Raw genomic sequence first — 20817 nt, 5'->3', positions numbered from 1 at the left:
CCGCGGGTCTCCAATATGGCGCGGTAGTTCTCAGCAGCTGCAGGACCTACCGTCCCGGTGTCGATGGTTCCGGGGCAGGGGCGGGTTCGGGCGCCGGCCTGAGCAGTCGGTGTGCGATCACGCCGATCACCAGCGCCCAGAACGCCGCACCGACACCGGCCACCGTCGTCCCCGAGGCCGCAACGATCACCGTCACCGCTGCGGGGAGTCGCGCCGATTCGTCGGCCATCGCTCCCGCGCAGGCGCCGGCAAAAGCACTGAGCAGCGCCACACCGGCAACGGCCTGCACGACACCGGCCGGGGCGGCGAGAACAGCCGCTGTCAGTCCGGTGGAGACCAGCCCGAGCCCGCAGTACACCGCCCCCGTCGTGAACCCGGCGATCCAGCGGCGCCGGGGGTTCGGATCGGCGTCCGGTGCGGCCGCCAACGCGGCGCTGATCGCGGCCAGGTTGACGGCGTGTCCGCCGAACGGAGTCGCCAGCAAGGAACCGATCCCGGTCACCGTCAGCGCCGGACGCCAGGGAACGTGGTAACCGAAACCCGACATGACGGCGACGCCGGGGATGTTCTGCGCTGCCATGGTCACGATGTACAGCGGCACGGCGATGCCGGTGAGAGCTTGCAACGTGAAGCTGGGAGCCGTGACCTGCAGGTGGGGGATCCATGCAGTGGCTGCGGGCAGGGCGTGGTGTCGGACCAGCGTCACCGCGATCACGACCAGGGCGGCGCCGAACGCGGCCGGTACGGCCCAGCGGGGTCGGACCGCGACCATGATCAGCCACACCACCAGCACCGGCGCGATCGCGCCCGGATCGTGGGCCAAGGCGGTAACCGGAGCAACGCAGAGCGGCAGGAGGACCCCCGCGAGCATCGCTTGAGCGACGGGATTGGGGATGCGGGTGACCAGGCGCGCGAGCGCCGGCCAGAGCCCCGTCGCCAGCAGCAGCACCGCCGTGAGCGCGAACGCACCGACGGCCGCGGGCCACCCGCCGGCCACCGCACCGATCGTGACCAACAGCGCCGCGCCGGGCGTCGACCACGCACTGGTGATCGGCATCCGGAACCGCCACGACAACAGCATCGATGCCGCGCCCATCGCCAAACTCACCGCCACCAGGCCCGAGGCCGCCTGTTGCGGATTTGCGCCCGCTGCCCGCAATCCCGCGAGAACCACGGCGAACGACGACGTGAAGCCGACCAGCGCGCACACCACGCCGGCACTGATCGGCACTGCCTTCGAGACGTCCTGTTCCATCCGCCCCTCCGTTCTGAATACGGAACGTTCTGTAAACGGAACGTACCATGAGGAGATGTATGCAGGAGAGGTCGGTCGCCGGTTGCGCGAGCTACGGGTGGAGCGGGGTCTGAGCCTGTCCGAGCTCGCCCGCCGAGCGGGGGTGGGCAAGGGGTCGTTGTCCGAGATCGAGTCGGGCGGTCGCAATCCCACGGTCGAGACCCTCTACGCCCTGTGTGAACCCCTGGATGTACCGCTGACCGCGCTGGTCGGCGAGACCCCGGGCGTGCATCCTGCCGCCGATGGCGGGATGCGCACGGTGCTGCTCTCGGTGCGGCACCTGCCCCGGGTGACCGTTGAGGTGTTCCGCCTGGAGTTCCCCGACGGCGCCGAGCACATCTCGCCGTCGCACGGGGTGGGCGTTCGCGAGCACCTCACGGTCGTCGACGGCAAGGTGCTGGCCGGGCCGGTCGGTGAGGAGAGCCTGGTCGAGGAAGGGGCGACGCTGAGTTGGCTGAGCGATCGCCGCCACCGGTTCGCCGCCGTCGGTGGTGCCGCTGAAGCAGTAGTGGTGATCACCACCCCGCGGTGAGGGCCGCAGAAGGAAGAAGGGCGCTCGACTAGGCAGGGAAATCCGCACTGCGAGAGAGTTTTTCGTTGGCTCGGATGTCGGCCAGGTTCTGCTTCAGCGCATCGATCACGGCGTCGTACCCGCTGTTGCCCAGGACCAGTCGGCGGGGCGGCGAGTCCTGGGCCATCGCTGCGAGCACCGCACGAGCTCCGCGGCGAGGATCGCCCGGTTGCACACCGTCCATCCCGACGAAGGTGGCGCGGACCTGCTCCAGCATGTCGTGATACTCCGGAATCGCCTCAGCGACAGGCTCGTTGGTGAAGCCGGCGTAGGCGTTGGTGCGGAACGCGCCCGGCTCGACCGTCAACACGGAGATGCCCTGTGCGGCAACTTCATCGCGCAGCGCGTCGGTGATGGCTTCGATGGCGAACTTCGTCGCGCTGTAGTAGCCGAATCCGACCGCCGACACGAGGCCGGCCACCGAGGACACGTTGACGATCCACCCGTTTCCGCGGGCCCGCATGCCTGGCAGCACTGCGCGCGTCACGGACAGCACCGCGAAGAAGTTCAGTTCGAACATCGCCCGCAGCGAGGTCTCGTCCATCCCCTCGATCGATCCGTACCAACCGCGACCCGCGTTGTTGACCAGTACATCGATACCGCCGAAGTGCTCCTCGGCGGCGCGCACCGCGCGCTGCACCTGCGTCCCATCGGTGAGTTCCAGCGGCACGACGAGAACGCGGTCGCCGAACTGTCCGGCCCAGGTCGCCAGCTCCCGCGGGCGCCGGGACGTGAGCGTCACGCGGTCTCCGGTCTCCAGTGCTGCCTCGGCGAAGGCCACCCCGAAGCCGCCGGGCGTGCCCCCTGTGATGAACCACGTCCTGCTCATGGCTCGATCACCAGCCGGCTGATCGAGGCGCCATCGAGGGTGAAGCGGAAGTGCAGGTCGACGACGCCGCCGGGGAAGTCGCCCTCCAGGTGCTGCACGACGTCGATCGTGGTGTCGGTCGTGGTCGCCCCGGTGAACTCTGACGTGTACGTGTACTCGCCGGCCGAGGCGGTCAGCCAGGCCCCGATCTCGTCACGGCCTGTGTAGTCGCGCCCCTCGTCGGTCACGACCGCATCGGTGGTGAATGTGGCAACCGCGCGGCCGTCCTGCGGCGTGCTGAGCGCGGTCATGAACGTCTTTATGTTGTCCGGGAGTGCATCCCAATCTGTGGTCATGACCCCACGGTGGAGCTTCCTGTAGGGGGAGAGTCAAGCCTGGGCCGCGACGTTGACCTTGCCCCAGGGGGAGACTGCAGGATGGCCTCAGCCGATAACGCGGGCGGCCGATCGCATGAGGAGGATGTCGTGGGCGCACAGGTTTCGATCGGTGACTTCGCCGTCATGACCAGCCTGAGTAGGAAGGCGCTACGGCACTACCACGACATCGGGATTCTCGAACCAGCTCACATCGATGCGCATACCGGCTACCGCTTCTACGACACCAGTCAGGTCGATCATGCGCACATCATCCGACGGTTCCGATCTCTCGGTATGTCCATTCCCGACATCAAGGCGCTGCTGAGCACAGACGATGCCGCGACGCGCACCGAGATCATCACGACTCATCTCGAACAGATGGAAGAGCAGCTGCAGCAGACTCGTGACACCGTTGGCGCGCTGCGCGAGTTGCTTTCTCCCGTGCAGACTCCCGCCTTCGTGCAGGTGCGCCAGGAGCCGGCACTCGCCGTGTGGTCTGTCGGCGCCACCATCGAGATATCCGAGATCGACAGTTGGTTCGCAGCGACACTGGAGACGCTGCGGGACGCAGTCGCCGCGGTGGCGGACGCGCCATCCGCAATTGTGCCGGGCGGCCTCTACGACCGCGCGCTGTTCCTCGAATCACGCGGCCACGCAACTCTATTCGTGCCTGCGCCGCAATCGACGGACCCGCCGGAGGGTGTCCGCGCCGAGGTGCTGCCCAAGGCCGACTACGCGGTGCTCACCCACTCCGGCGGTCACGACGAAAGCATCGACCGCAGCTACGGGGCGCTGGGCATATACGCCAACGAGCATCTCATCAGTGGTCAGGGGCCGATCCGCGAACACTACCTCGGCAGCACGCCCTCTGATCCGACAGCGTTCACCGCCACAGAAATCCTCTGGCCGATCTTCAGCACCACCCCGCCGCCGGCATGATGGCAACGCTCGGCCGGCTCAGGTGCGCACCCGCATCCAGTCGACCAGGCCGGCAGCGTCGTCGCCAGACAACTCGACGCCGAAGGTGTCGGCCAACAAGGTTGGTACGTCAGAGATCTCGACTCCTCTTGTCGAGCATGATCCGTCGGGATTCGTTGTGGTCCAGGTGGTTCCGTCGAGTACATGCTGAACGTCGGCGGCGAATCGTTGGACGAACGGCCGGGTGGTGAACGGTGACCGCGGCGAGGTCGACACGAAATGGTTGGCGACGGCGTAGTCGATCGGATACTGCGGATCGAGCGTGAAGACGTGCCGGTCGAGCCAGCCGACCGTGCCGTCCACACTCGACCGCTGCCACAGCGTCCACTCGTCGGGGTGGAACACCTCGGTGTCGGCGCCGAGCGGTGCCCTGGACAGGCGCAACTGCCAGCCGTCTTGCTCGACCTCGTTGCCCGTGATGAGCTCGATGGGTTCGAGTGGTCCGCGGCCGAATCCGACGTCGCACAGCCAGCGGCGATCGTCATCGAACTCGACGACGATCAGCGCGTGCGTGCGTGGGCGCTTCGTCTCCGCGCCCAGGGTGACGCGGCCGGCGAGCGCGGTGAACCGGAAACCGAGCCGCTCCAGTGCCGCCGCGAACAGCGTCACATGCTCGTAGCAGTAGCCGCCGCGTTGGCGTCGAATCATTTTGTTCTGCAAGGTATCCAGATCGAGGACGATCGGCCGGCCGAGCATGATCTCCAGATTCTCGAACGGAATCGAGGTGGTGTGGGCGCGGTGCAGAGCGGCCAAGGTGGCGGCCGACGGGAGTCGCTCGCCATCGAAGCCGATGCGCACGAAGTAGGCCTCAAGATCGAGTTCGTCGCCATGCCATGTGGTCACAGCCCCACGATAGTCAGAACACGCCCTTACGAGGTTTGGCGGGACGCGGCCTCGATCGCCGGCAGGTAGATGAGGTCGATCAGCTCGGCGAGGGCGCGGGGCTCAATGGCCTTGTCTGCAAACAACAATTCGTTGCGCATCAGCGCCAGAATGCTCGTGGCCACGCGGTCGGGAATTCTGGCCGGCCCGATCTCGGCCCGATCCCGCGCGGCGTCCAGCGCGCGGCGGATCGTGTGGTCCGTCTGCGCGGCCACCTTCGCCTGAAAGGTCTCCAGGGTGGCCTCGTCGGCTTCGGCGATGAGGTTGCGATAGGTGTCGAGGCCGATCTGCTGCCACTGATCGACCAGGGATTTGACCATCGTGAGGATGTCCTCGCGCAGCCCCTTGGACGACGCCACCTCGAATGGTGGGGTGCGAAGCGTCGGTAGCGCGTCGGTGACCATCTGTGCACGAGAACGGTAGCGGCGGTACAGAACTGGCTTGCCCGTCTTGGCGCGGCGGGCGACGCCTTCGAACGTGACACCGGTGTACCCGTTGTCTGTCAGCTCGGCCCAGGTGGCGTCGCGGATGGCGGACAGCAGCGCGTCGTCCCGGCGTCGGAAAACCGGCTCGGGCGGTACGGCCGCTGTTCGATTAGGCACGTTGCGTATCTTAACCGGCCGCGCTACTCTGGCGATAGGAAACGCTCCGTATCTTATGAGCGCCGCCGAACAAGACTCCTTTTGAAGCGAAGGTGAGGATTCGTGGCTGTTCAACTGCCAAACGTGGAGGACCTCGATCCCGCGCAACGCGAGGTCTATGACCTGTTTCCGGCCAACCTCTCGAGGGGTCTGGTGATGACGAGCGCGAGCGCGAAGCCGTATCTGGCCCTGGGTCTTTCGTTCCGCACGGGCGCGCTGTCGGCCGACACGCGGGAGCTGGTGATCTTGCGAGTGGGCGCGGTGACGAACGCCCCGTACGAGATTCACCACCACGTGCCCGAAGCGCGGGCCGCCGGGGTTTCGGAGCCGACGATCGACAGCGTCGTGTCAGGAGCCACCGAGTTCGGAGACCGTCGCGTCGACGTGCTCATCGGGTTCGTCGATGACCTGCTGGCGCAGATCAAGGGCGGCGGGGCGAGTACCGAGGCGATGCAGGAGTTCTTCTCCGACAACGACATTGCCGAGGTGACGCTGTTGGTCGGCCACTACGTGATGACCGCGATGTTCATCAAGACCCTCGGCATCGTCCCCGAAGGAGACGCGGCTGACGCGGCGAACATTCTGGCCGACGCCACCGCCAAGCTGCACGACGAACGAGCGAAGGACGGACGATGACCGACGAAATCCCTTTTGCGGAAGGCCTATTCGAGCTCGGTGGGGGAGCCCATGTCTTCCTGTCCGGCAATGAAGCCCTCGGCTTGGCCAATGCCGGCCTGGTGGTGAGTGCCGGCGAAGCACTGGTCATCGACACGCTCTACGACGTGCAACACGCACGGGCCATGTGTGCACAGATGGACGAACTGACCGCGTCGGCGCCGGTGCGGTACGTCTTCAACACCCACACCGATGGTGACCACTTCTTCGGCAATCAGGTGTTCTCCGCTGCCACCGAGATCATCACCACCGAAGCCGCCAGTGCGCTGATGACTCAGGAACACGCCGACCTCACCACGAAACTGCTGAACACCGATACCAGGCCGGGCGGTCCGCTGCAGGCCCTCGCACCACTTGGCCGGCCGTTCGACTTCTCGGAAGTACGTGTTCGCGCCGCCGACACCACCTTCAACGGTGAAAAGGCGCTGAGAGTCGGCAAAATCGACGTCGAACTCCACGAACTGGGGCCGGCACACACCGTGGGCGACGCCATCGCCTACCTCCCCGAGCTGGGTGTGCTGTACGCCGGAGATTTGTTGACGCACAACCCCGTTGCGGTCACCTGGTCGGGTTCGATCCCGAACTGGATCAGAGCGCTCGAGCGCATCCGCGCCTTCGGTGCCCGAAAAGTCGTCGCCGGGCACGGCCCCGTCCTGATCGGTCCCGAGATCAACGCGGCGATCGACCGCGGAATCCGATTCTGGTCCACCCTGCACAACGACGCGACGCGCCTCTACGACCAAGGTGTGCCGGTGGCCGAGGCGGTTGCTCGCATGGACATCCAGAACTACCCGGAAGCCGCTGCGACACTTCCGATCATCGTCACCGCGATCTACCACGAACGTGACCCCGGCATCCCGTACCTGGACCTGACGCAGGCCATCGAGTCCATCGCGGCGCAGCTCACGCACGCCCACGGTTAGGGACGCGCGCCGGTCAGATCAAGGCGCCGTTCACTCGATGTCGTGCGGCGCCTGATGCTCGGGCAGCGCCGCGACGTCTTCGTCTTCGGACACCAGGCAGGCGCGGCAGAAGTCGACGCCGAACGGCGTGAGGTGGATCGACCGGCGGACGACCTTGTGCGCGCGCACCGAGTGCATCGCGGCCAGCACGTCCGGTTGGGCCTCGACCACCTGGTATTCGAGCGGGTCGCGTAGTTGTTCCTGCGAGAACCAGATCAGCCCCAGCCGGAACAGGTTGTTGAGGTAGGCGGGCACATTGTCCATGTAGCGCAGGCCCGCCCGCGGGCCGATCATGTTGAGGCCCGGAGCCACCAGCCGCGAGGACACCATGCCGATGGGGCCGCCCGTGCGGACGTCGACCGCCGGCTGCGGTCCGCCGCGCAGGAGCAACAGCAGGATGCGGGCCTCGTCGGGCGCCATCTCCTCGAGGATGCGGGCGTAGGCGGGGTGGCCGCGTTCGGTGTTCCACACGTCGCGCGAGCGGGTCAGCAGGGCCTGCCCCTGAGCGCGCAGCGACTGTTCCATCTTGCGCTGGCGCTCTTCCTCTTCCTGCTGATGCGAAACGTCGTGCGTCGTCGTCACGGTTTCGGTGAGTGAGGCACTGACCTGGACGACGGCCTGCGACACCGAGACACCGTTCGAGACGGCCTTGGCCACCTCGCCGAAAACGGTGCCGGCCTGGGCAACGCCGGAGATCAGCTCGCGTGCGGTGTCGGCCGCCGATGCCGGGTCGGCGACTATCTCGAGTGCGCGACGGCCCGTTTTGAGCCCGGCAACCAGAGTCCATTCCGCCGTGCGCACCCAGGCCGTCGCGGCCAGTCGGACGAGGCCGGGCAGTGCTTCGCCGATCTCGACGCTCGTGGGAAGGAGCGACGAGGTCGGCTCCGGTGACGGAGAAAAGGTGGCGCTGAGTGGTCCCCACTGGGCGTGGCGTCGTCTGGGCGTCTGACGTTTGTCGTCACTCATGCCACACCAAGTCCCAAGAAGATTCCGTAGTGGAGGAAGCCACCGGCAGCGCCCATGATCGCGCCGTGAGCGTAGAGCATCCACTCATCTTCCCTGATTGCCGAACGCAGCATCTCCACGAAGTCGGTCGGCGGAAGTTCTTTGGTGCGCTGAGCGATCAGCGTGCGGATTTTCCCTGATTGCGCCTTCGAGAACTCTTCGTCCTTGAAAGGCGTCAGCGTCCGGCCGACGGCTTCGGCGGCGAAGCCGGCCTTGATCGAGTCGTAGGCCTGGGCGCCGAGCGCCACCCGCGCGGCGCCCCGGATGGGGCCGGCTGCCCGGTCGATGGCCGGGCCGAGCGCCGCGGCCATCATCTGGCGGGTGCGGTCGCCGCTCGGGCCGTCGATCAGGAAGTCGCCGATGCGTTCCAGCGTGATGACGTCGTCGGCGATGATCCCGGCGTACACCTCGGCGGCCTGCTCTTGCCGCCGCAGGAACAGGCCCTGGAACTTGATGCCGAAATAGCGCGTCGGCTCGGTCGGTTCGAAGATGAGCCACATGCCGAGTGCGTTGGTGATCCAGCCGACGATGACGCCGAGCGTCGGCAGCATCCACCAGGTGTGGAACCAGTGGTCGATGAACGCGACGGGGATGCCCAGCAGGAACCCGAAGATGAAGCCGAAGTTGACCATCAGGTTCAGCTCGCGCTGGCCGATGTCCTTGAAGACGCGGATAACGAGGTCAGGGTTCTTCCGAAAGTGCTCGATGACCATGATCTTGGGGTCGAGCAGCTGGTCGATGTGGATGCCGATCTCGGTGGTGATGGACCGCACCACGTCGGGTAGTTGCGACTGGACCCGCGCGACGATCGCGCGTTTGCCGACGGTCGGCAGGTCGCGCCAGAACTGGGGGTCGTTGGCGACCATCACCTCATCGACGAGCTGCGGGATCTCGGCTTCGAAAAGCTTGACGATGTGCTCGGCGATCATGTCCGGCTCGAGCTGCTGATAGAACTCCGCCGGCGTACCGAGCTTGGCGATGGCCTTGTCAGACGCGATCGAGCCCATCTTGGCCGCGCGCGCGGGCACGATGCCCTGCCAGCCGACTCCGCCCTGCAGGATGCCCGGAATCTCTTGCAGCTTGTGCGGCAACAGCCGTGCCAGCTCGGCCATTCCCGGGATTCTGAACCCATGGAAGTTGACGGGATAGAACAGCATGATCAGGCCGGTCCAGTTGATGAGCCAGCCGATCACCGCGGTGAACAACGGGATGCTGAGGAACGCGAACCACCCCATCGGGGTGTGGATCTCGCGCAACGTCCAGTCGCGATCGACCAACCAACCCCACAATTCGTTGAACGTCGACCTCACCGCCTTTCGCCGCGCGCACTGATCCGCAGCACCTGTGGTTTGCCACCTGTGCGTGTGCACATTAGCGGTTGTTTCGATGACAGACGGTGACTTGTCTCCCGCCGCACGGGGACGGCCCAATCTTGGGCGGCAGCGCCCGCCAGGACCACGAGGTATCGCGCGCTGTCCGTCATGAAGCCGTCAGGACGCTTCCGTTCGGCGCTAGGGCGGTAGGAGCTCCGATCACGGTGCCGACGGCCGGCCCGTTTGCGGTGGCAATGGTGACGGTGGTGCCGGGCACCAGATCGTCGTCGGCGCCGGCATTCCCAGAGAACCAATCGTTGAGCCACTGCGCGGACAATTGCCCGACTGCCAGTGAATTCCGCTCGAGCGGAACGCCGGCGACCAGGTGTACCAAGAGCTGGCTGAGCGCACTGCCGCCGCCCATGGAATCGGTATGCACGCCACCGGACAGCACGACACCGGCGAGATGCCCCGGCCGATCCCGGGACAGTGTCGCGTTGACATTGCTGATGAAGTTCCACAGATTGGGCGGTGACCCGATTTCCCGCACCGGGATGTAGCGACCTGACTGTTGTTGATAGACATCCAGTTTGGTGAGCGCACTCGATAATTGGCCGGCGGTCGTGACGGCGTCCAGCATCAAAACGCCAACGAGGTCGCCTGCTGCGCGGTAATCCGCCAAGTAGCCGGCGGCGCCGGCCACCAGTGCGCCGCCGGCGGAATGGCCGGCAAGCGCAAACTGCGTCGGCAGGGTCGCATCTCTGGCGGCCAGTCCGTACTGCCCGGCATAGCCGGCTGCGATCGCGCTGGACGTCAGCGCCGTGCGGTCGCCGACAAACAATCTGGCGATCGCCTGCTGCATGCCCACGCCGTTGACCCACAGCCCGCCGTCGGCGAACGGATTGGAAGTCAGTGTCGGAACCACCACGACGCTGTCCGTGGCTTCGGCCAGCCGGGCCGCAGTGCCGCTGTACATCGCACCGATCGCGAAGAAGCCGTGCTGCAGCAGGACCATCCGCTCGGGCTGCTTACCGGCCGGGTAGTACCAATCCGCCGGTACGACGACGCCGGCCGCGAGCTCCAGAGTCGAGCTGTGCACGGTGACCGAGCTTCCGGGTGGAATGGTCGGAGGCCCTGTGATCACCCGCTCCAGTTGGGTGAATGCGCCGAAGATCAGGCCGGTGACGACACCGAGCAGCGTCGGTGCGCGGGCCGGCGTGATCGCCGTCGCGGCGGTCTTCGCGGTCGTTCTGGGGCTTGAGATCGCAGAGACCAGCGCCAGGTTCGACCCCGGCTGTGCGGTCGGCACGGCAGTTCTGGTGGTGTTCGCGGATATGGAGGTCGGCGAGTCTTTGGCGGAGCGCTCTGCCTCGACAGGAGTCCGCGGCATGCTCCTGGCCGGAAGCTTGGCCGGGCGCATGATGACTTTCCTGCCAGACCCGGAGACGTCGGCGGGCGTCGGCACTGCTTCGACAGCGACGGGAGCTGTTGAGGCAGCCTTCCGGTCTGCGGTCTTCGATTCCGGCCGCTTGGCAGATTCGACGGACGAGCCGCGCGGGCGCCGTTCATGCTTCGCGTTCGCGCCGGCGGGTGCATTCCGGCCGGACTGAGTTTGGTTGCCCACCGCGGCGTGCTCCAACTTGTGTGTATTGGTCGTGTCCGACGGCGCCGTGTCGGCGCGCGCCGTCGCGGGCGCGAAACCGAGTGCGGCACCCGCGATCAATGCAGCCGCAGCCCAGGTCAGAATTCGCATCATCGCCCTGCCGTTGGTGAGTGCCGCTGAATGGGAGAAGCCAGGAAAGAAGCCAAGGATGGTTCTGTCCTTCGCGCAGTCCAACACATCCGACGCCTCCCTCGACCATGAATGACCTCAAGAGTGGATTCGGCGCCATGACCCGAGCGGATGGGTCAACCCAGAGGCTGCGGCCGCGCCACCCCGGCGAACCCCGACAACGCGAACCACGTCGGCATGGCCCGTCGCACCGAACTGGGTGCATCGATGGCGAGCGCGTCGCCGCGCAGCGCGTCGGTCCACGACAGGTCACCGCGCCAGATCCCGGTCATGGTGCGCAGGTTGGCGGTGACGGTCGCGGTGACGGGCTGGCCCGGGTCGCTGTCGCAGACGTCCGCCTCGTCGGGTGTGATCACCAGCCACCATCGACTCGCGCGCGACTCGACGTCGGGAAAGCGGAAGTGGACCACCGCGCGCCCGTCGGGAACCGCACCGTGGTTGACGTTGCGGTGCATATCCCACAACAGCAGCTTGGGATCGAGGTCCTCGTCGCCGAGTTCACCGATCCATCGGACGCCCCACCTGCCGACTGCTTGGACGATGGGCCACAGTTCCCGGCCCGCCTCGGTGAGCACATAGCGGACGTCCGCGCCGTCGGCGTGTCGATCCACAATCCCCGCCCGCGTCAGCTGCTGTAGCCGCTTGGACAGCAGGGTTGGGGACATCTGCGGGACGCCGCGCCGGAGATCGTTGAAACGTTCACTGCCACAACCGAGTTCGCGGACGATCAGCATGGTCCACCGCTCGTCGAGCAATTCCATCGCTTTCGCGACGGGACAGAACTGGTGGTACGACGCACCCATCGACTCAGCGTACGAGCAGTCGCTCCGAGTAGTCCAGATTTTGTACTAGTCGGCGGAGCGGGGGGCTCGTAGCGTCAGTTTCAACCCGCCGAGAAGGGAGCCGACATGACCACTGCAGCTTCGTCGACCGATGAGGACCGTGCCCTCAAGGAGCGGCACCGTGCCATGTGGGCACTGGGGGACTACCCGGCGCTGGCGACCGACGTCATCTCCAGCCTCGGTCCAACGCTGGTCACCGCGTGCGAAATCGGGCAGGGCGACCGGGTACTCGATGTCGCCGCGGGATCCGGCAACGCTGCCATACCCGCGGCGCGCGCGGGCGCCGACGTCGTCGCCTCCGACCTGACACCCGAACTCCTCGATGCCGGAAGGGAATCCGCCGAGCGTGACGGTCTGACGCTGACGTGGCAACAGGCCGATGCCGAGGCGCTTCCGTTCGGCGACAACGAGTTCGACGTTGTCATGTCTTGTCTCGGTGTGATGTTCGCCCCGCACCATCAGGCCGGCGCTGATGAGCTGGTGCGCGTGTGCCGCCCCGGCGGCACCATCGGTCTGCTCAACTGGACGCCGGAAGGTTTCATCGGCCAACTGTTCGCGACCATGAAGCCGTACGCTCCGCCGCCCCCTCCCGGCGCACAGCCGCCACCGCTATGGGGCAATGAGGACCACGTGCGCGCGTTGTTCGGTGACCGGGTGACGGACCTCGTCGTCCGGCGGCGGACCGTCACCGTTGATCAATTCGCACGGCCCGAGGACTTTCTCGACTACTTCAAAGCCCGGTACGGGCCGACGATCTCGGTCTACCGCAATATCGCCGATGATCCTGAGCGCACGGCAGCGCTGGACCATGATCTCGTCGCCCTCACCCGGAAATTCAGCCGCGGCGGCACCACCGCGGTGATGGATTGGGAGTACCTGCTCATCACCGCGCGAAAGCGCTGAGAAGACGACGACGTAAGGGGATGGACATGATGCCATTCGGTCCTTTGACCCACGTTGCGGTCACCGTGCGCGATCTCGCGGTGAGCGTCCCGTGGTACCGCGCGCTGTTCGGCACTGAACCAGTGCTCGACGAAGACACCGACGGGGGATTCCGCCATGCGGTCTTCGCGCTTGGCACCGGCACGTTGTTCGGCCTGCACCAGCACGCGAAAACCGCACCGGCAGAACGGTTCAGCGAGTACAACGTCGGACTGGACCACGTCGCGTTCGGTTGTGCTGACCGCGACGAGCTCGAGGAGCGTGCTCGACACCTCGAGGGACTGGGCATCACGCACGGCGGCGTCGTCGACGCGCACTATGGTTCGGGCGTCAGCTTCCGCGACCCGGACGGCATCGCGTTGGAGTTCTTCGCGCCGCCGGCCTAGCGGCGAACACGAACCACCTGGCCGCTTTCTACTGCGCCGGTGCCGCGAAACCCTTCCAGCGCAAGCCGGTTTGAGCGTTCGCGGTCGACGGCCGTGTGGAGGCGGCAGCGACGCGCGATCTGGTGGCCGTCTCCGCACGCAGGCGGCGCTCTTCGCGCATTATGCGGCGGCCCAGGATTCGCTCGTCGCGGGCGGTGAGCGATCGATTCAGCTCGGACAGCTGATCGAGTTGCAGCCAACTGAGCCCGTCGAGATCGCCGTCGGCGTCATGGCTGGCCAGGACGATGGACCCACGCAGCAGCGGAACGTTCTTGGCGGTGAAAGCTGTTGTCGCCAGCAATAGTTCGGTTGCCTTGCGATTGATGCGGCGCTGGCACCGGCGTGATGTCGGGTTGAACCAGAAGTCGAACTGGCGGTCTGTGCTGGTCAGGCATTGAAGCCGTTGGCCGTGAATCAGATCGGTGATGTCCGCCGGTGTGTAGGCGCGGGTTTCATAAACGGCGCCGTTGGTGCTGAAGTACAAAACGGTGTTCATAGCGATAACCCATTCGGTTCTTTCTACGTATGGACTCTCTGTCGACCGACGCACCCACACTGGGGGTGCTGTTATCAACGGTACCCATGTGACAATTGAGACAAACATTGATAACGCTGGGGGTGCGGGAAATATGCCCGCAGCCGCGCGCTAACACTGCCGCCGCCACCGCCGATAGCAGTGACATGACCTCATTCCGTGCTGCTGCTCCGCTCGTCGTCGCGCTCGCAGCGCCGTGGTTGTCGGTGGCCGCCGCCCATGCCGATGCGTTCGGACAACTCGCTGCGGTTCCCGTGGTCGCGTCACCCACGTGCGGCGGCACCGTGAGTGCCGATGCGCAGCAGACGCCGGTCCAGATCGGCAATGACGTCGGCCATGGCGTCGGGGTATCGATCCGCTACGACGCGGGCATCTACGACGGCTCCTGTTCCCTGACGGTGACGGCCGCGTGGCGCAATCTCGACACCGGGGCCTCCGGGCGAGGCGATATCTCCGCGGTTTCGACGATCGACGGGCACTACGGGTTCATCGGCTACGCGAGCACAAGCTTCGCGACGGGAACCGGCACGGTCGTCGTCACCCTGAGCTCGCATCCGGGTCAGGAAATGCGCATCACGGCGTAGGCGCCTCCGCACAGGATCCGTCTGTCGCGCTGATGCGACGATTGGGCCATGACCGCGACGCTCGTCACGACCAACCTCGCCGGCGGATTCGCCCATCGCACGCTCTTCGAGCGTCTCGATGTGACGGTGGCGCCCGGTGATGTGATCGGCGTCGTCGGCTCCAACGGGGCCGGCAAGAGCACGCTGCTGCGGATCCTGGCGGGTGAACTGACACCGCTTGACGGGGCGGTCAGCCTGGCGCCGGCCGACGCGTTCGTGGGCTGGCTGCCGCAGGAGCACGAGCGGGTGTCGGGGGAGACCGTCGCCGCGTACGTCGCGCGTCGTACTGGATGTGCCGCCGCCACCCGTGCGATGGACGCCGCGGCCGAGGCGCTGGCCGATCCGGCCGCGGACGCCGACGGCTACTCCGCCGCGCTGGATCACTGGCTCGCGACAGGCGCGGCGGATCTCGACGAACGTCTGCCGGCGGTATTGGCCGACCTGGGGCTCGATTCCGACGCGGTGCGGCCGGAGTCGACGCTGATGACTGCGCTGTCGGGTGGCCAGGCCGCGCGCGTGGGGTTGGCGGCGCTGATGCTGTCGCGTTTCGACATCGTCCTGCTCGACGAGCCGACCAACGACCTCGACCTTGACGGACTGGCGCGCCTGGAAGAGATCGTCGGCAACCTCCGCGGCGGTGTGGTGCTGGTCAGCCACGACCGAGAGTTCCTGGCGCGCACCGTAACCCGCGTTGTCGAACTCGATCTGGCGCAGAACCGGACCACCGTCTACGGCGGCGGTTACGAGAGCTATCTGGAAGAACGTGAGGTCGCGCGGCGGCATCGCCGTGAACAGTACGACGAGTTCGCCGAGAAGAAGGCCGATCTCGTGGCGCGCGCACGCACGCAGCGCGAGTGGTCGAGCCAAGGTGTGCGCAACGCGATGCGCAAGGCACCCGACAACGACAAGAACCGGCGTACCGCACAGACCGAGTCCAGCGAGAAGCAGGCGCAGAAGGTCCGGCAGATGGAGAGCCGGATCGCCCGTCTCGAGGAAGTGGAGGAACCCCGCAAGGAGTGGACGCTCCAGTTCACCATCGGTGCGGCACCGCGGTCGAGTTCGGTTGTCGCGACGCTCGACAATGCCGTTGTGCGACAAGGAGACTTCGTCCTGGGTCCCGTGTCGTTGCAGGTCGATGCCGGCGAGCGGATCGGTATCACCGGCCCCAACGGCGCGGGAAAGTCGACGCTCCTGCGGCTCCTGCTCGGTCGGCAGCAGCCGGACGAGGGCCGCGCGAGTTTGGGCACGAACGTCGCCGTCGGTGAGATCGACCAGGCGCGTGCCGATTTCACCGGGGACAGCCGGCTCGTCGATCGCTTCGAGCAATTCGTGCCGTCCTGGACGACCGCGGATGTGCGCACCTTGCTCGCGAAGTTCGGGCTGCGCGCCGACCATGTGGAACGCACCGTTGACGAGTTGTCTCCCGGTGAGCGAACGCGGGCAGGCCTGGCGCTACTGCAGGCGCGTGGGACGAATGTGTTGGTGCTCGATGAGCCCACCAACCATCTCGACCTGCCGGCCATCGAGCAGCTCGAGCAGGCGCTCGAAAGCTACGACGGCGCACTACTTCTGGTGACCCACGACCGCCGCATGTTGCAGAACGTCCGATTGGACCGGTCGTGGCTCGTCGAGGGCGGACGAGTCACCGAGTTGTAGCGGGGGTCAAATGTCACCGGGCGGACGTCGGGACGTGGCTGCATCTGCGACCGCGGTAGCGGGCGTGCCGGCCTGCCGGAACGACGCGGCGCGCTCATGCTCGCGGCGGCGGACCGCATTCTGAATCTGTTCGAGATTGTTGCGGAGTAGGTCGGAGACGAACTCGTCCATCCGGGGATCGGCGAGCATCGCGATGAGGACGTGCATGACGGATTCGCTCGCCTGGCCGACGACCTTGTCGTATCCGGGGATACGGCTGATGACGGGTATGCCCGCGTCTGTGCGGATCTTGTCGGCCGCAAGGGCTTTCAGCTCGGTGTAGTTCTCTTCGATGGCGTCGGAGATGTTGCGCGTGTAGTGACCGGTCTTGATGACGTCGATGACCTCGTCGAGCACCATGATGGTGATCGGCCGCTTCACCAGCTGGACCGCCCGGACGCTGATCCGGTTGATCAGCCGGAGCCCGGCCGGTGTCTTGAGCCCGCGTCGTACCAACAGGGGCGTGATCACCAGCGAGCCGATCATGATCACCAGCGCGAGGCCGACGATCAATCCGAGGTCGCGCCAGCCATGGATCTCCATGGCTGTGGTCACGACCGCGTCCTCACGGATGCAGGTTCCACTGCCCGACGTCGGAGGCCAGGGCGTCGCTGACGTCGACCTCGAGACCACCGACCACCGGACCCGGATTCGACGCGGTGCTCACGATCCGTTGGTACATCACTGCGGCCGGATAGATCTTGCCGCCCGACCAGGACCGGGTCTGCCACGCCCATACCTTGCCGGGCGTGGTCGAGCGCCCGATGACACCGTCGGCCGCGGCCCACTGGCAGGTGTTGATGCCGCCGTAGACGCCGGTGCGCTGCGGGCCGAGGACCGAGTTGATGCCGCGAAACCAAGGCAGCGCAACGTTGTTCCACGTTTCGCGGTTGATGTCGTCGTCGACGGAGAAGAAGATCGGTGCGCTCTGGCCGCCGCCCGCCGCGGTGTGCAGTTGCCAGGCGGTGCGCGCATCGGCGACGCCGCCAGCGTAACCGCGCGTGAAATCGGACGGCGCGGTCCCGCCGGGCTTGCCGTACTGGTAGTTGCTCACGATCGCGAGCCCCGCCGCGGCCAGTGAACGGGCATAGGGCAGCGTGATCGGCTTCGCACCCATGGTCGAGCCGGGGCGCGATGTCGAGACGTAGTTGACGACGCCGGCGTGCCCGGCGGCCCGGATGTCTTGCGCCGGAATCTGCTTCATGGCGAAGTCGATCAGCGTGGGCGCGGCGGCCGCAGCCGTCGGCAGGCCGAGGCCTGCCGCACTCAGCCCAGCGAGTGCCGACGCTGCGCCGGCATAGCGCAGCGCATCACGACGCGAGAACGGGCGCCGAAGGCCGGTGGTCTCCGGGAAGTCCTGCATTTCGAGATGTTAACAATGCGACAGATGTGAAAGTTGTGGTCGTAACGCGCTGATCCCAGATCGTGACCGGACTGTTTCATCGGCCGGTGCGCAGGCCCGTTCGATTCAAGGTGACGGTAACGGTGTCCAGGGCCGTCTTCCTCGCGAACACTGGAGCCCGGTTCGATGAGGGAGTCGGGATGTATCAGGGCCGCAGTACGCGGGCGCCGCAGGTGGTGCTGTCGGTGGAGGTTCCCACCCGCGATGCACTGGATCAGGTGACGACCCTGATGGACGAGTTCAGCGCGTATCTCGCGTATCGCGTGCCCGGCGCCAGGGTGGAGAAGTCGGTGGCCGGCACGGCCCCGGCCCGCATCCCGGTATCGGCGCCGATGAGTGGACTCGTGATCGACCGGACCACCCGGCAGGTCAGCGCCGACGGTCACCCGATCGCCATGGCATACAAGGAATTCGAGCTGCTCGCCTATCTGGCCCAACACCCGCGCCGGATCATCTCGCGCGAAGAGCTGATCGAGAACGTCTGGGACGCGGGGTTCGCTTCGATGCGGACCGTCGACACCCATGTGCGACGGCTCCGGGTCAAGCTGGGTGCACATGCCCTGACACTGACGACGGTCCGTGGCAAGGGTTATCGCTTCGACCCGCAGCCCTCGACACGCTTTCGGGACCACCGACCGATCCGGTCTGCCTGACCGTCAGAACGCCGGCACCACCAGGGCGCCGTACGAGCGAGCGATGAACGAACGTACGGAATCTGACTGTAAAGCTCTGGCCAACAGCCTGATTGGTTCGCTCTCATGGTTGTCCGGGCGGGCGACCAGGTATTCGGCGTAGTCCCGGTTGGCGTGGTCACAGTAGAGCGCCGACTGCAGGTCGATCTGACGGTCCATGGCGTAGTTGCCGAACAGGAACACCAGATCGAAGTCGGCGAGGACATCCGCGAGGTGCGCGCTGGCGATCTCCTTGAACAGCAGCTGTTTTGGGTTGGCGATCACCGAGGCGACGCCGGGGGCAGACGACTCACCCGCGCGCAGGGTGACCAGACCCAGGTCGCGAAGGATGTGGAGGGCGCGCCCGACGTTCGCCGGATCGCCGGGCAACGCCACCTGTGCGTACTGCGGCACGTTGCCGAGAGCGGATATCGATTCCGAGTAGAGCGCAAACGGCTCGATGTGCACCGGCGCGACGGGAACCAGTCGCTGAGCCGCCGAGGCGTTGAACTCGTCGAGGAATGGCAGGTACTGAAAGAAGTTGGCGTCGATCGTCCCGGCGACCAGGTGGTGGTTCGGTTCGTCGAAGGTGTCGAACACCTCGACGTGGAGGTCGATGCCGTCGCGCGCGAGCACCGGGCGGACGTGATCGAGGATCTCGGCGTGCGGGACCGGTGTCGCACCTACGCGCAGGACGCGGCCCGTGCCACGAATCGATCGAATGGTCCCCACTGACAACCCCTTTGACTGACGCGCCCGCGGCGCCATGTCATGGAGACTACCGACCGGCGGCCGAGTCTGCGGCCCCGAAGTCCGCCGAATGTTACGGCATGTGACGCATTGTCAGCGCCGGTGTCCTGCCCGCTGGAGCGCGTCCACCCCGACCAATAGTTTTTGTCTCCAACAACATTCACCGACCAGCAAGGGGCGTCATGACAGTCGAACATACGGCGGTGCGCACCGATGGTGGGCCTCCGGCCGGCGCGCAGCGTCTTCGCGGCAACTTGGGGATCCCCGCCATCGTCTTCATGGTGTTGGCTGCGGCGGCGCCGCTGGGCGTCATCGGCGGACCGGTGCCCTTGGGTATCGCCACCGGCAATGGATCAGGGTTCCCCGCGACCTTCGTCATCGCCACCGTCGTGCTGCTGCTGTTCGCGGTCGGCTTCACCGCGATGACGCCCTTCGTCCGTGAGGCCGGGGCGTTCTTTTCGTATGTGCAGCAAGGGTTCGGGTCCAGCCCGGCCATCGGCGCCGCGTTCGTGGCGGTCCTGACGTACGCCTCGATGGAGGCCGCGGTCTACGGCCTGCTCGGTCCGCAGCTCGGCGGTCTGTTGGCCCTCGTCGGCGTACCCCAGTTGCCCTGGCCGGTATGGGCGTTGGCCGGGCTCGCGGTGATCACCTACCTCGGGTACCGCAACATCGAGCTGTCCAGCCGGGTACTCGCGGTTCTGCTCGTCGCCGAGATCGCGATCGTCGTCGTACTCGACGCGGTGATCGTCGCCCGCGGTGGTGACCACGGATTGTCGACGGGACTGCTCGATCCCGCGCAGATCACCTCGGGCGCACCGGGTATCGGGCTGCTCTTCGCGATCATCTCGTTCCTCGGCTTCGAGGCAACCGCCATCTTCCGCGACGAGGCCCGCGATCCGGACCGCACCATTCCGTACGCGACATACCTCGCGCTCGCGGTGATCGGCGTCTTCTACACGGTGTCGAGCTGGGCACTGATCTCGGCGTGGGGCGATCACGAAGCCATTGAGCGCGCAACGAATTCGGGCGGCACCATGCTGGTCGACACCGCACAGCGCTACCTGGGTGTGGTGGGAGCGGACGTCATTCAAGTCCTCTTCGTCACGAGCCTCTTCGCGTGCATCCTGTCTTTCCACAACGTGGTGTCCCGCTACCTGTTCGCGCTGTCCGGCCGGGGCGTGTTGCCCGCGGCCTTCGGCCGGCCCCACACCCGCCACGGCTCGCCGCACGTCGCGTCGCTGGCGCTGTCGGCACTGATCCTCGCGATCATCGGTGTCGCCATCGTGGCGAAGCTCGACCCGAGCACGGAGTTCTACACCTGGCTGTCCGGGATCACCACGGTCGGTGTGCTCGCCCTGATGGTGCTGACGAGTGCGGCCGTGTTGACGTTCTTCGCACGGGACCGGCGGCACTACTCGGTGTTGCGCGTCCGGGTGGCTCCGGCGCTGGGCCTGGCCGGGCTAGTGGCGTTCCTGGTCCTGATCCTGGTGAACCTCAAGGATCTGGTCGGCGGGTCGTCAGGGTTGGCATTGGCCGTAATCCTGGTGCTCGTAGTGGGTTTCGTGGGCGGTGCCGTGCTGGGCTACCGCCGCGCGCGAACCGAGTCGGCCACCCCGGCAGGCGAGGAGGGCTGA

The 20817-nt window shown here is 66.4% G+C and carries 24 protein-coding genes; 11 read left to right on the top strand and 13 right to left on the bottom strand.

Annotation, left to right across the window (positions count from 1 at the left end; translation table 11 throughout):
- Nucleotides 1-46 precede the first annotated feature (46 nt).
- Nucleotides 47-1255, bottom strand: a complete 1209-nt coding sequence (locus H289_RS29835; protein WP_020099791.1) for a benzoate/H(+) symporter BenE family transporter — start codon at nucleotides 1253-1255, stop codon at nucleotides 47-49.
- A 55-nt stretch (nucleotides 1256-1310) separates the two neighbouring features.
- Here H289_RS29835 and H289_RS0105660 point away from each other — a divergent pair, with 55 nt between their 5' ends.
- Nucleotides 1311-1826: an XRE family transcriptional regulator gene (locus H289_RS0105660; protein WP_029104826.1), complete on the top strand. Its 516-nt coding sequence runs from the start codon at nucleotides 1311-1313 to the stop codon at nucleotides 1824-1826.
- A 28-nt stretch (nucleotides 1827-1854) separates the two neighbouring features.
- Here H289_RS0105660 and H289_RS0105655 read toward each other — a convergent pair whose 3' ends face one another.
- Nucleotides 1855-2694, bottom strand: a complete 840-nt coding sequence (locus tag H289_RS0105655) for an SDR family NAD(P)-dependent oxidoreductase (protein ID WP_020099789.1) — start codon at nucleotides 2692-2694, stop codon at nucleotides 1855-1857.
- A complete protein-coding gene (locus H289_RS0105650) occupies nucleotides 2691-3029 on the bottom strand; it encodes a hypothetical protein (protein ID WP_020099788.1) in 339 nt (112 codons plus the stop codon). The genes H289_RS0105655 and H289_RS0105650 overlap by 4 nt, the downstream gene beginning before the upstream one ends.
- Before the next feature lie 129 nt (nucleotides 3030-3158).
- On the opposite strand from H289_RS0105650, the gene H289_RS0105645 reads away from it, so the two are divergent.
- Nucleotides 3159-3989, top strand: a complete 831-nt coding sequence (locus H289_RS0105645) for a MerR family transcriptional regulator (protein WP_029104825.1) — start codon at nucleotides 3159-3161, stop codon at nucleotides 3987-3989.
- An 18-nt stretch (nucleotides 3990-4007) separates the two neighbouring features.
- Here H289_RS0105645 and H289_RS0105640 read toward each other — a convergent pair whose 3' ends face one another.
- Together H289_RS0105640 and H289_RS0105635 are read right to left on the bottom strand one after the other, a co-directional pair.
- Entirely contained in the window at nucleotides 4008-4871 is an 864-nt protein-coding gene (locus H289_RS0105640) for an arylamine N-acetyltransferase family protein (RefSeq protein ID WP_020099786.1), read from the bottom strand.
- A gap of 26 nt (nucleotides 4872-4897) precedes the next feature.
- Entirely contained in the window at nucleotides 4898-5512 is a 615-nt protein-coding gene (locus H289_RS0105635) for a TetR/AcrR family transcriptional regulator (RefSeq protein WP_020099785.1), read from the bottom strand.
- Nucleotides 5513-5614: 102 nt separating this feature from the next.
- On the opposite strand from H289_RS0105635, the gene H289_RS0105630 reads away from it, so the two are divergent.
- Entirely contained in the window at nucleotides 5615-6187 is a 573-nt protein-coding gene (locus tag H289_RS0105630; RefSeq protein WP_020099784.1) for a carboxymuconolactone decarboxylase family protein, read from the top strand.
- Nucleotides 6184-7149: an MBL fold metallo-hydrolase gene (locus H289_RS0105625; RefSeq protein WP_020099783.1), complete on the top strand. Its 966-nt coding sequence runs from the start codon at nucleotides 6184-6186 to the stop codon at nucleotides 7147-7149. The genes H289_RS0105630 and H289_RS0105625 overlap by 4 nt, the downstream gene beginning before the upstream one ends.
- A gap of 30 nt (nucleotides 7150-7179) precedes the next feature.
- Here the strand turns inward: H289_RS0105625 and H289_RS33580 are convergent, their stop codons facing one another.
- The 3 genes from H289_RS33580 to H289_RS29825 form a co-directional block, all read right to left on the bottom strand.
- Complete coding sequence (locus tag H289_RS33580; protein ID WP_020099782.1) at nucleotides 7180-8154, bottom strand: Abi-alpha family protein; 975 nt, start codon at nucleotides 8152-8154, stop codon at nucleotides 7180-7182.
- Nucleotides 8151-9503, bottom strand: a complete 1353-nt coding sequence (locus H289_RS0105615; RefSeq protein WP_020099781.1) for a DUF445 domain-containing protein — start codon at nucleotides 9501-9503, stop codon at nucleotides 8151-8153. The genes H289_RS33580 and H289_RS0105615 overlap by 4 nt, the downstream gene beginning before the upstream one ends.
- 169 nt (nucleotides 9504-9672) lie before the next feature.
- A complete protein-coding gene (locus tag H289_RS29825) occupies nucleotides 9673-10815 on the bottom strand; it encodes a dienelactone hydrolase family protein (RefSeq protein WP_020099780.1) in 1143 nt (380 codons plus the stop codon).
- 346 nt (nucleotides 10816-11161) lie between these two features.
- Here H289_RS29825 and H289_RS29815 point away from each other — a divergent pair, with 346 nt between their 5' ends.
- Nucleotides 11162-11374 carry a hypothetical protein gene (locus H289_RS29815; RefSeq protein ID WP_020099778.1) on the top strand — a complete coding sequence of 71 codons (213 nt, stop codon included), beginning with the start codon at nucleotides 11162-11164 and terminating at the stop codon, nucleotides 11372-11374.
- Nucleotides 11375-11414: 40 nt separating this feature from the next.
- Here the strand turns inward: H289_RS29815 and H289_RS0105605 are convergent, their stop codons facing one another.
- Nucleotides 11415-12101 (bottom strand): winged helix-turn-helix transcriptional regulator, encoded by a 687-nt coding sequence (locus H289_RS0105605; protein ID WP_020099777.1) that lies wholly within the window; start codon nucleotides 12099-12101, stop codon nucleotides 11415-11417.
- A gap of 105 nt (nucleotides 12102-12206) precedes the next feature.
- On the opposite strand from H289_RS0105605, the gene H289_RS0105600 reads away from it, so the two are divergent.
- A complete protein-coding gene (locus H289_RS0105600) occupies nucleotides 12207-13043 on the top strand; it encodes a class I SAM-dependent methyltransferase (protein ID WP_020099776.1) in 837 nt (278 codons plus the stop codon).
- A 29-nt stretch (nucleotides 13044-13072) separates the two neighbouring features.
- Nucleotides 13073-13468, top strand: a complete 396-nt coding sequence (locus tag H289_RS0105595) for a VOC family protein (protein WP_029104822.1) — start codon at nucleotides 13073-13075, stop codon at nucleotides 13466-13468.
- A 28-nt stretch (nucleotides 13469-13496) separates the two neighbouring features.
- Here H289_RS0105595 and H289_RS0105590 read toward each other — a convergent pair whose 3' ends face one another.
- Nucleotides 13497-14003: a hypothetical protein gene (locus tag H289_RS0105590; RefSeq protein WP_020099774.1), complete on the bottom strand. Its 507-nt coding sequence runs from the start codon at nucleotides 14001-14003 to the stop codon at nucleotides 13497-13499.
- Between the two features lie 185 nt (nucleotides 14004-14188).
- Here H289_RS0105590 and H289_RS0105585 point away from each other — a divergent pair, with 185 nt between their 5' ends.
- Both H289_RS0105585 and abc-f read left to right on the top strand, forming a co-directional pair.
- A complete protein-coding gene (locus H289_RS0105585; protein WP_020099773.1) occupies nucleotides 14189-14626 on the top strand; it encodes a hypothetical protein in 438 nt (145 codons plus the stop codon).
- 48 nt (nucleotides 14627-14674) lie between these two features.
- Nucleotides 14675-16321, top strand: a complete 1647-nt coding sequence (gene abc-f / locus H289_RS0105580; protein ID WP_020099772.1) for a ribosomal protection-like ABC-F family protein — start codon at nucleotides 14675-14677, stop codon at nucleotides 16319-16321.
- 6 nt (nucleotides 16322-16327) lie between these two features.
- Here abc-f and H289_RS31725 read toward each other — a convergent pair whose 3' ends face one another.
- Nucleotides 16328-16915 (bottom strand): hypothetical protein, encoded by a 588-nt coding sequence (locus H289_RS31725; protein ID WP_131810204.1) that lies wholly within the window; start codon nucleotides 16913-16915, stop codon nucleotides 16328-16330.
- Between the two features lie 10 nt (nucleotides 16916-16925).
- Entirely contained in the window at nucleotides 16926-17723 is a 798-nt protein-coding gene (locus tag H289_RS0105570) for a DUF1906 domain-containing protein (RefSeq protein ID WP_020099770.1), read from the bottom strand.
- 122 nt (nucleotides 17724-17845) lie between these two features.
- Between H289_RS0105570 and H289_RS29805 the strand changes: the two genes are divergently transcribed.
- Nucleotides 17846-18415 (top strand): winged helix-turn-helix domain-containing protein, encoded by a 570-nt coding sequence (locus tag H289_RS29805; protein ID WP_155944037.1) that lies wholly within the window; start codon nucleotides 17846-17848, stop codon nucleotides 18413-18415.
- Between the two features lie 3 nt (nucleotides 18416-18418).
- On the opposite strand, the gene H289_RS0105560 is transcribed toward H289_RS29805, so the two are convergent.
- Nucleotides 18419-19165 (bottom strand): MetQ/NlpA family ABC transporter substrate-binding protein, encoded by a 747-nt coding sequence (locus H289_RS0105560; protein WP_020099768.1) that lies wholly within the window; start codon nucleotides 19163-19165, stop codon nucleotides 18419-18421.
- A 200-nt stretch (nucleotides 19166-19365) separates the two neighbouring features.
- Here H289_RS0105560 and H289_RS0105555 point away from each other — a divergent pair, with 200 nt between their 5' ends.
- Nucleotides 19366-20817, top strand: a complete 1452-nt coding sequence (locus H289_RS0105555; protein WP_020099767.1) for an APC family permease — start codon at nucleotides 19366-19368, stop codon at nucleotides 20815-20817.

Origin of the sequence: Mycobacterium sp. 360MFTsu5.1 (assembly GCF_000383495.1) — a bacterium.
In the GTDB taxonomy this organism is placed as follows: Bacteria; Actinomycetota; Actinomycetes; order Mycobacteriales; family Mycobacteriaceae; genus Mycobacterium; species Mycobacterium mucogenicum_B.
This window is presented reverse-complemented; position numbering and strand designations above follow the sequence as displayed.